This window comes from Streptomyces sp. NPDC002690 (assembly GCF_053592415.1).
On the sequence record NZ_JBSFVR010000048.1, the window covers coordinates 20900 to 30349 of the forward strand.

A 9450-nucleotide genomic window follows, 5' to 3' on the forward strand; every position below is an offset into this window, starting at 1 on the left:
AATTGAACGTGTTCAACTCTACGATGGGAGGGGTGGCGCGTACCAGCTCCGGCTCGCGCATCCAGCGCCGCCCGCAGCCGCCGATGAGCACCGTGAACAACGCTTTGGACACACGCTTCAGCGGCGACGAACCCGTCCGGCGGAGGCGCTCGACCGCCGGGCTCACGGGGTGCGCATCAGGTTGCGGAGACCGGCGACGAGGGCCGGGACGTCGCGTTCGACCTGGGCCGGGGCCGACACCGGGGCCGCGTCCGGGTCGGCCGGTTCCGGCGTCTGGTGTGCGGTGCGGCAGGGGGCGCAGAGGCCGTCCGGGAGCGCTTCGGCACGGGCGGGGCGTCCGCAGTCGGTGCATTCGACCAGGAGCCCGCGTACCGGAGCGGCGGGGGCGCCCGGTGCCGGGACCGGCGGCGGGGTGGGGGTCGCGGACAGACGGGGAGGCATCTTGTCGGTGAGGCGACGGCGCACCAGCCCGACGGGCGAGCCGACTTGCTCGGGAAGCCCGGCGGTGAGCGCCGACGTCAGATACCCGGCGCTGACACCCCGCGCGAACCAGGCGGCGGCGAGCGGCTCCAAGACCTCGCAGTCAGCGGCGGAAAGCGTCAAGCGTGGATCACGGCGGCCCAGTTCGGCCAGGGCGACGTAGGCGGGAGAGGGGCCCGCGACAGCGGCCGGAGGAGCATCGACAACCGCAGGAGCGGCAGCCGAAGGAGCGACAACCGCAGGAGCGGCAGCCGGAGGAGCAGCCGCGTCCGGGGTACGTTCCGGCTGGTTCGAGCCCGATGCGGCCGGAGTGCTCCCTTCCAGCGGCCCTCCCGAAAGCTCTGGTCGGTCCGGGACCGGAGACCGGCCCGGGGGCGCCTCGGCGGTGCGCTGCCGGGGAACCACCGGTTCGGGACGCGGTTCGGGACGCGGCTCGGGACACGGTTCGGGACGCGGTTCGGGACGCGGTTCGGCAGGATGCGCGACAGGCTGCTCCGGCGCGGCGGCGGCCTCCGCGTCGAGCCTGGCGGTCCACCACTCGTTGTCGTGGGCCGTACGCGACCAGAAGGTCAGCGTCACCCACCGGCACGCGCCGCCCCCCTCCGCCTGCCTGCGTACGCGCCGCAGGTGCCCGGCCACACCGAGCGCCCGCAAGGCGGTGCCGATGGCCATCTGGCCGTACAGGGGCAGGTCCTTGGCCAGCGACTTGATGTCCATCGCCGCACCGTCGGGCAAGTGGTCGACATAGGCGGCGACATACCGCTCACGCTCCTTCAGGAACGCGAAATCCTGCGGTCCGGGCGCGACTTGGCCGGACACGGACTGCTTGCCGTAGCCGGTGTTGGCCCGGCGGTACGGGCGCGAAGCTGCGGGCGCGGGCAGGGCGGGGCTAAAGTGCTTGGTAGCCACGAGATCGTCTTTCTTTTGGGTGCGATCTTTGGTGAGACCCCGGCCTGGTGCGACAACACCGCGTCGGGGTCGATTCGTTGAGGGCACCGTAAGCATGCGTGACTCTCCGCCGCAACTCGCTCACCATTAGTCATATTTGGTGGCCGTGACGGGGTGGGAGGGAGGTGGGGAGGTTTCCTCAAACCCCCCTACCTACCTCCCGGATGAACAACACCGCTCGAATCCCGGACCTCGCATCCCGACCCCCGAATCCCGAAGCTCAAGCGTCGGCCCGCGCACCTCCGCCGGTCCCTCGAACGAGTGATGGACCCACGACGAAGCTCGAACCCCGAGACCCGAGACCCGAATTCCGGCACCCGAGACCCGAACTCCGAGACCCGAACTCCGAGTTCCGGGACCGGCACCGCGCCCGGAACCGACGGCCGAAGGCCGACGACCGGGCCGACCAGCCCGCCAGGCCGATGCCGTCCCGGTCACCCGCCGGGCCGATGCCGCCCCTGTCACCCGCCGGGCGTGACCGCCGGGGCGCCGGCCGGGGCCGGTACCGACTCCGTGGGCCGGACCCGCCGGTGGTCGCGTACCAGCAGACAAGCGAGGGCTCCGGCCAGCACCACGGCGACCGGGAGCACGGTGGCGACAGGCATGGTGGCGACGAACGCCGCTTTGTACGTGAGCCCGTTGGCCAGTTGGGCCGCCAGCCGGGTCTGCAGCAGAGCACCGACCGCCGCCGCACCGACCACGGAACCGATCTGACGGAACGTGCTGTTGACGCCCGAAGCGGCACCGGCCAGCGCGGGCGGGACGTTCCGCATCGCCTCGGTGGACATCGGGGCGACCACGCAGCCGACTCCCAGGCCGGTGACCACGGTCGCCGGTACGAACGCGTACCAGGGCGTGGCCGCCCCCGCGATCAGCGCGATCATGACCATCCCCGTGGCATAGAGCGTCAGTCCAACCATCAGGAGGTACTTGCCTCCCATCCGGTCGGAGAGCCGTCCGGCGAACGGGCCGATGGTCATCGACACCAGCGAGGACGGGGCGAGCACCATTCCGGCCTTGATCGCGCTCAGGCCCAGCACCGACTGGAGATAGAGGTTGAACGGCAGCACCAGCCCGATCATGGCGATCGACACCAGGGCGACGAGCACGGTCATGACGGTGTAGTTGCGGTCACGGAAGAGCGCGAACGGAACCAGGGGCTCCCGGTCCTGCCTGCCGCGCTGATGGAGCAGAAAGCCGGCCACGAGCGAGGCTCCGGCGGCCAGCAGCGCCCAGACGCCGGGACCCCAGTGGTAGCGCTCCCCCTCCTGGAGCCCGAAGGCCAGGCAGAACAGAGCCGCCGTCGCGATGGTTACGCCCACCACGTCGAGACGGTGCCTGCGGCCGGGCCGCAGGTCGGGGACCACCAGGAAGGTGAGGACGAGGGCGGCCAGGCCGACGGGCACGTTCACCAGGAAGATCCAGCGCCAGCCGGCCACGGAGACCAGGACGCCGCCCACCGTGGGTCCGGAGAGGGTGGCGAAACCGGCGACCATGCCCCAGATCCCCATGGCCGTTCCACGCCGGGCGGCCGGGAAGACCGAGACGATCAGGGTCGTCGTCTGCGGTACGAGCAAGGCGGCACCGAGGCCCTGGACCACACGGGCGGCGATCAGCTGGACGGGGTCCTGCGCCATCGCGCAGGCGACGCTCGCCAGAGTGAAGACCACCACCCCCGAGGCGAAGAGATCGCGCGGCCCGAACAGGTCGCCGAGTCGGCCCGCGGTGATCAACGACACCGCCAGGACCAGCGCGTAGCCGCTGACCACCCAGAGGGTCTGGTCGAGCGAGGCACCGAGCCCGTCGATCATCTCCGGGATGGCGATGTTCACGATCGTCAGGTCCAGCAGGGTCATGAAGAAGCCGAGGGAGAGCGTCACGAGGACTGCCCACGGGTTCGCGCGCCAGGTCCGCACGGGGTCCACCCCTTTCACCGGGGGCCGTCCCGGCATCTCCGGAGGCCCACCCCGAACCTATTCCAGCCAACTAGATACATCAATACAGATACATCAAGATTGATGCATCCAGATGGATGTAATGTGGGGGCATGAACGGAGTCGAGCTGTTCCTGCTGGGCCGAACCTTGATGAAGATCGGCGAAGAGGCCATGCCGGAACCGGAGGGCGGCAGTGGGCGCCACCCCGGCTCCGTACGGTCCGTACTGATCGTGGCGAGCGACATCGCCGCCCGTCCGGACAGCGCCGTCGGCGAGATCGCCGCGCGTACCGGCCTGCCGCAGAGTCAGGTGTCCACCGCCGTGGCCCGCCTCAAGGACACGGGCGCGATCACGACGACGCCCGACCCGGCGGACCGTCGCCGCATGCTGGTCCGGCAGTCCGCCGTCCCCTCCGACCGGGTGACGGAGGTGCGGGCGACCACGATCGACGACGCGCTCGCCAGGGCGCTCGGCGCCGACGCCCCGGAGCACATCCAGGAAGTCTCCGACGCCCTGGCCGTGCTCGCCAGGCACCTGACCCCGCAGGCGCTGGCCAACCTGCGTCCGTAGTGCGGGAGGCCGGGCCGTCGGGCACCGCGCCGACCGGCCCTGGGGCGCGTTTCGAAGGTGACGCCGTCCGCCCGGCGGGCGGGTCCGGCAGCGCCCTACAACCAGCCCTTGGCCGCCGCGATCCGTACCGCGTCCGAGCGGTTGCGGGCGGCGGTCTTCTGGATGGCGGTGGAGAGGTAGTTGCGGACCGTCCCGTGCGAGAGATGGAGGGCGGCGGCGATCTCCGCGTTGGTGGAACCGTCCGCCGCGGCGCGCAGCACGTCCCGTTCGCGTTCGGTCAGCGGGTCGGCACCCTCCGCGAGCGCGGCGGCGGCAAGGGCGGGATCGATGACGCGCTCTCCGGCGATCACCTTCCGTACCGCTGCCGCGAGTTGGGCGGCGGGCGCGTCCTTCACCAGGAAGGCGTCGGCGCCCGCCTCCATCGCGCGGCGGAGGTAACCGGGACGGCCGAAGGTCGTGACCACCACGATCTTCACGGACGGGAGTTCGCGGCGCAGCACCCCGGCGGCCTCGATGCCGGTCATGCCGGGCATCTCGATGTCCAGCAGCGCCACGTCGACGGCGTGCGCGCGGGCGGCGTCCAACACCTCGTCGCCACGCGCCACCTGGGCCACCACCTCGATGTCGGGTTCGAGCCCGAGCAACGCGGCGAGGGCCTCCCGCACCATGGACTGGTCCTCGGCGAGGAGGAGTCGGATCACGCTCTCGCTCATTCCGGCGATTTTAGTGCCCCTCCCGGCCGGCTTCGCCCCCTCGCGCCGGGGTGCGGCGGCGAGCGCCCTCGATCCGGGGTGGGGCCGTCCCGGGCCCGCCCCTGGCCACCGAGGGACCGGGCCACCCTGGCGACCGGGCAACCCGAGTGACCGGGCGGGCGAAGGACCAAGGGGCCATCTTCAGGCAGTCCTCCGTGCCCGGGATTCTGCCCCTTCGACCGTTCCATGACCCGGCCAGTGGCGGTAGGGACATGACGGGGTCTTTTGCAGGGATCTCCTTTCGTCATCGAGTGAGAGGTGCAGGGTGCGAGACACGGGCCAGCGGCCGGAGCGGCATGAGGTACGGCGACAGCCGCGGAGCAACCCGCCGCTGCGGTCCGGGAGCAGTACCGGTGGTGGCGGCGCGGCGGCGCGGGAAATGCGGGACATCCAGCGTCGCGGCGGGAACGCCGCGGCGACCCGTGTGGCGACGCAGCGGGCCGCGGCGCGGCAGGACATGGGAGAGCCGCGGAGCTCGGCGACAGCACAACACCCGGAATCGCGGCACACCCCGGTGGAGCCGCAGATCGCGGTGGTGCAGCGCATGGAGAGCTCGTCGTCGGCCAACCAGCCGGGCGGATCGGGAGAGTTCGACACCACCGAGGCCGACCGGGCACTTCTGCGCGCCTACCGGGAACAGACGCAACTCAGCGAAGTCCAGCGGCTCTTGGACGAGCTGCTGCCCTATCTGGACCGAGTCGCCATCACCGACACCGGCCCGGGCGGGCGGGGCGGCAACACCGTCAGGGCGGGGGACGACAGATACCAGGTCACCTTCGGAGGGGCCGACCTGGACCAACGCGACCGCATCGCGACCCTGGTCCACGAGCTGACGCACGTCGGGGTACAGGAGGCGTACGACGCGGACATGCTGAACTACTCGGCACCCCCGCTGGGCGACGAGGCCCGGGCGCGGATGGAGAGGGAAACGCCAGGGCGCGAGGAGGACGTCCAGAACGCACGCATGGGCCAGCTCCCCGTGTCTCAGCGCATGGAGTTCATGGACCACGTCATGGACGGCGCCACCCGCCTCGCCGCGGCACTTCCCACGTCGGGTCTCAGCCCGGACGTCCAGGAGCCGCTCAGGGAGAAGCTGCTGAACCACATGCGTCCGCGGCCCTATCACGAGTACGACGGTGTGCTGTCGCACGCCCTGGTCCTGTGTGACACGTACAACGCCGACACGTCGTCGGAGTTCTACAAGCTGTTGAGCAGGCTGGTCCAGCAGGCCGCGGGCTGGCGCAATGCGGGCACAGTAAGCCTGCCCGCACCCGGTGCCGGAGCCGGTGCCGAAGCCGGAGCAGGCCGGAGGCGCGAGCTCGCACAGAAGGCGCTTGCCATCCTCAAGAAGCTGAAACCGCGCCGCGGCTGACTCGATCTTCCACCTCGGGGCCGGCCCAGGGGCTGAACGGAGCTCCGGCCCCGGACCATGAACGACGTGCTGAAGCACGTTTCGAAAGTCCCGCCCGCCCGTCCGCCCGTCCGTCCGTCTGCCCGGCCGGCCGGACTACGCCACTTCCGAAGCACGCTTCAGGGACGCGTCCCCAGCGGGACGCTCAGGGTGAGCCGGAAGCCCCGGCCGGTGTCGGCCGGGCGGGCGGTGAGGGTGCCGTCCACGGCGGCGAGGCGTTCGCGGAGCCCGGTGAGCCCGTTGCCGGGGGTGATGCCCGCCCCGCCCCGGCCGTCGTCCGCGACGGTGAGTTCCAGGAACCGTCCGGCGAGGGTCTGCCGGGGCGTGAGGTCGATGGCGCAGGTCTTGGCCCCGCTGTGGCGTACGACGTTGGTGACGGCTTCCCGCAGCCCCCAGGCGAGGGCCTCCTCGGAACCCTCGGGCAGGGCATCCGGGGCCGGGGTGGCGGTGGGAACCTCCACGGCGATGCCCGCCGCCGCCAACGCGGTACGGGCTCCGGCGAGTTCGCCGGCGAGGGTGAGCCGGCGGTAGCCGGTGACGGCGTCGCGTACGTCCGCCAGGGCCTGCCGGCTGACCTGCTCGATGTCGGCGACCTGTTGGGCCGCCTGGTCCGGATGGCCGGGGAGCATCCGCCCGGCCAGCTCGCTCTTCAGGGTGATCAGCGAGAGCGAGTGGCCGAGCAGGTCGTGCAGATCACGGGCGAGCCGCAACCGTTCCTCGTTGGCCGCGAGTTGGGCGACGGTGGCGCGGGCCTCGCGCAGTTCGACCGTCGTACGGACCAGCTGTCTTACGCCGGTCATCGCGAAGCCGACGAGCAGCGCGGGCGGGATCAGGGCGACGATCAGCCCTCGCGCCCCGTCACCACCGATCGCGAGGCCGAGCCCCACCATCAGGGCGGTCACCGCCGGGATCAGCCAGGCCGCGGCCCGCAGCCTCAGGCAGGCGCCGACGGAGACGCTGACGTAGACGAAGAGCACCAGCCAGGGAAGCCCGAGCGTCAGGCTGAGGACGGTCGCCAGTACGGTCAGCACGGCCAGCGTCACCGGCACGGTGAGGAGCCCCACCGCCCGGGCCGGAATCGGGGACCGGGAGGTGTAGCGGAAGACCAGGCGGAGGTAGACGCCGACGAACACGGCCAGTCCGAGGGAGCCGAGCACCGTGCCCCACCCGGTGTGGCCGCCGTCGGCGAGGTCCTTCACCGGGGCGCTCATGAACGCCAGCCAGATGCAGATCCAGAGCAGCTTCATGCCGATCTGGCGGCGGTTGACCGGCGGGCGCCCGATGCCCACCCAGGTGTCGTCGTCGCTCACGCCTTCAGGGTGTCCTTCCGGTAGAGCCAGGCCGCGCTGCCCGCGAAGACCACGAAGTAGGCGCAGAGCAGGAGGACGTCCCGGGCGTGCGGGGCGTGTCCGGTCTCGATGACCTGGCCCAGCGCAGCGTACGCGTGGGTGGGCAGCCAGCGGGAGATGTTCTGGAGCCAGTCGGGGAAGGTGGAGGCGGGCATCCAGAGTCCGCCGAGGATCGAGAGACCGAAGTAGATGATCATCGTGATCGGGCGGACCGCGTCACCGCTGGCCAGGTAGCCGATGGCCACCCCGAGGGCGGCGAAGACGAGCGATCCGGCCCAGATGACCCCGGCCAGCGCGAACCACTGCCACACCTCCTGCCGTACGCCCTTGACCCCGGCGGCCACCACGAACACGACCACGATGCACGGCAGGGTGACGATCGCCGCGCTGGCGATCTTCCCCAGCACGTAGGCGTGACCGGGCAGCGCGGTCAGGCGGAGCTGGCGCACCCAGCCCTTCTCGCGCTCCTTGGCGATGCGTTCGCTGTTGCCCATGAGCACGGCGGTCAGTGCGCCGAAGGAGGCCATGGCGACCATGAAGAAGGCCTGCATGCTCAGTTCGGTGCCGGGGACCGTGCCGGTGGTGTTCTGGGTGCTGGAGACCGCCAGGTAGATCACCGACGGGTAGAGGATCGAGAAGAACATGAACTTCTTGTTCCGCAGGGTGCGGGTCACTTCGAGCCGGATCAGCGCCCAGGAGAAGAGGGTCGCCCAGCTCACCCTGGCCTTGGCGGCCGAAGCCCGCTTCCCGCCCCGCGCGTCGGCGACGCCGGCCGCGCTCACGGCGGGCGTCGGGGTCGCGGTGGCCGTCACGGCCGCGGTGGTCGGGGTGGTCTCGGTGGTCGGGGTGGTCTCGGTGGTCGGGGTGGTCTCGGTGATCGTGGGGTTCGTCTCGTTCGTCATGCGGTTCTGGCCTCCTCGGCCTCGGTGATGGCGACGAAGGCCTGCTCCAGGCCGAGTCCGGTGACTTCGAGGGCGCGCGGGTAGACGCCGAGGCCGTAGATCGCGTGGACGGTCGCGTCGGCGTTCTGCGACTGGATGCGTACCCGGTCGCCGGTGACGTCCAGCGTGGAGAGGAACGGCAGGGCGCGCAGCGCGGCTTCGTCGATCGTGCCCTCCAGTTCGAAGGAGATCCTGCGGACACCCGCCTTGGCCTTGATCTCGGCGGCGGTGCCGTCGGCGAGCAGCCGGCCCTTGTGGAGGACGAGGACGCGGTCGGCGATCGCGTCGGCCTCTTCGAGGTAGTGGGTGGCGAACAGGACGGTACGGCCCTGGTCGGCCTGTTCGCGCATGGTGGCCCAGAACGCCTGCCGTGCGGTGACGTCCATGCCGGTGGTCGGCTCGTCCAGCACGATCAGGTCGCCGGCCCCGGCGGTGGCGAGCGCGAACCGCACCCGCTGCTCCTGGCCGCCGGACAGCTTGTTGACCATGCGGCCGGCGATCGACGCGATGCCCGCCCGTGCCAGCACCTCGCCGACCGGGTACGCACGCGGGTGCAGGCTGCACGCCAGCCGGACGATCTCCTCGACGGTGACGTCCTCCATCAGCCCGCCGCTCTGCAGCATCGCGCCGACCCGCCCGGCGGCGATGGCCGCCTGCGGGGTGGTGCCGAAGACCCGGACCGTGCCGCTGTCCGGCGTCCGCAGCCCGAGCAGCAGGTCGAGCGTGGAGGACTTCCCCGCCCCGTTGGGGCCGAGCAGCGCCACGGTCTCGCCGGGGTACAGGTCGAGGTGGAGTGCGTCGACCGCGCGCACGTCGCCGTACGCCTTGCTGACCTGGTCGAAGCTGACCACGGCCGTGGCTGCGGCGGTCGCTCCGGTGGCTGTCGTTGTCATGGGTACAGCCTCGCCGAACGGAGGCCGCCCCAGCAGGGTCGGCGGGCTGTGATCGGGGATGACAGATGTCATACCGCACGGGTGACGGCGCCGCCCGCAAGCCGCCGCCCGCAAGCCGCGGCCCGCAAGGCGCGTCCCGCCCGGGGCCGGGGGCCCCACGGATACGACAC

8 protein-coding genes are annotated in these 9450 nt (G+C 71.5%); 2 read left to right on the plus strand and 6 right to left on the minus strand.

The features are described from left to right. Nucleotides 1–162 precede the first annotated feature (162 nt). Both ACWD3D_RS09675 and ACWD3D_RS09680 read right to left on the minus strand, forming a co-directional pair. Nucleotides 163–1389, minus strand: a complete 1227-nt coding sequence (locus tag ACWD3D_RS09675) for a MarR family transcriptional regulator (protein WP_451460360.1) — start codon at nucleotides 1387–1389, stop codon at nucleotides 163–165. 500 nt (nucleotides 1390–1889) lie between these two features. Further along, nucleotides 1890–3344 (minus strand): DHA2 family efflux MFS transporter permease subunit, encoded by a 1455-nt coding sequence (locus ACWD3D_RS09680; RefSeq protein ID WP_451460361.1) that lies wholly within the window; start codon nucleotides 3342–3344, stop codon nucleotides 1890–1892. Nucleotides 3345–3475: 131 nt separating this feature from the next. On the opposite strand from ACWD3D_RS09680, the gene ACWD3D_RS09685 reads away from it, so the two are divergent. Next, on the plus strand, nucleotides 3476–3934 hold the full coding sequence (locus ACWD3D_RS09685) for a MarR family transcriptional regulator (RefSeq protein WP_451460362.1): 459 nt from the start codon (nucleotides 3476–3478) through the stop codon (nucleotides 3932–3934). Between the two features lie 95 nt (nucleotides 3935–4029). Here ACWD3D_RS09685 and ACWD3D_RS09690 read toward each other — a convergent pair whose 3' ends face one another. Beyond that, nucleotides 4030–4647 (minus strand): response regulator transcription factor, encoded by a 618-nt coding sequence (locus ACWD3D_RS09690; protein WP_451460363.1) that lies wholly within the window; start codon nucleotides 4645–4647, stop codon nucleotides 4030–4032. 583 nt (nucleotides 4648–5230) lie between these two features. On the opposite strand from ACWD3D_RS09690, the gene ACWD3D_RS09695 reads away from it, so the two are divergent. Next, a complete protein-coding gene (locus tag ACWD3D_RS09695) occupies nucleotides 5231–6058 on the plus strand; it encodes a hypothetical protein (RefSeq protein ID WP_451460364.1) in 828 nt (275 codons plus the stop codon). A 158-nt stretch (nucleotides 6059–6216) separates the two neighbouring features. Here the strand turns inward: ACWD3D_RS09695 and ACWD3D_RS09700 are convergent, their stop codons facing one another. The 3 genes from ACWD3D_RS09700 to ACWD3D_RS09710 all read right to left on the minus strand — a co-directional run bounded on the left by ACWD3D_RS09700 (nucleotide 6217) and on the right by ACWD3D_RS09710 (nucleotide 9280). Then, nucleotides 6217–7407 carry a sensor histidine kinase gene (locus ACWD3D_RS09700; protein ID WP_451460365.1) on the minus strand — a complete coding sequence of 397 codons (1191 nt, stop codon included), beginning with the start codon at nucleotides 7405–7407 and terminating at the stop codon, nucleotides 6217–6219. Then, the gene (locus tag ACWD3D_RS09705) at nucleotides 7404–8090 is read right to left on the minus strand and encodes an ABC transporter permease (protein ID WP_451460368.1); all 687 of its coding nucleotides are present in this window, start codon (nucleotides 8088–8090) and stop codon (nucleotides 7404–7406) included. Before ACWD3D_RS09705 ends, ACWD3D_RS09700 begins: the two co-directional genes overlap by 4 nt. Before the next feature lie 254 nt (nucleotides 8091–8344). After that, on the minus strand, nucleotides 8345–9280 hold the full coding sequence (locus ACWD3D_RS09710) for an ABC transporter ATP-binding protein (protein WP_451460366.1): 936 nt from the start codon (nucleotides 9278–9280) through the stop codon (nucleotides 8345–8347). Nucleotides 9281–9450 lie beyond the last annotated feature (170 nt).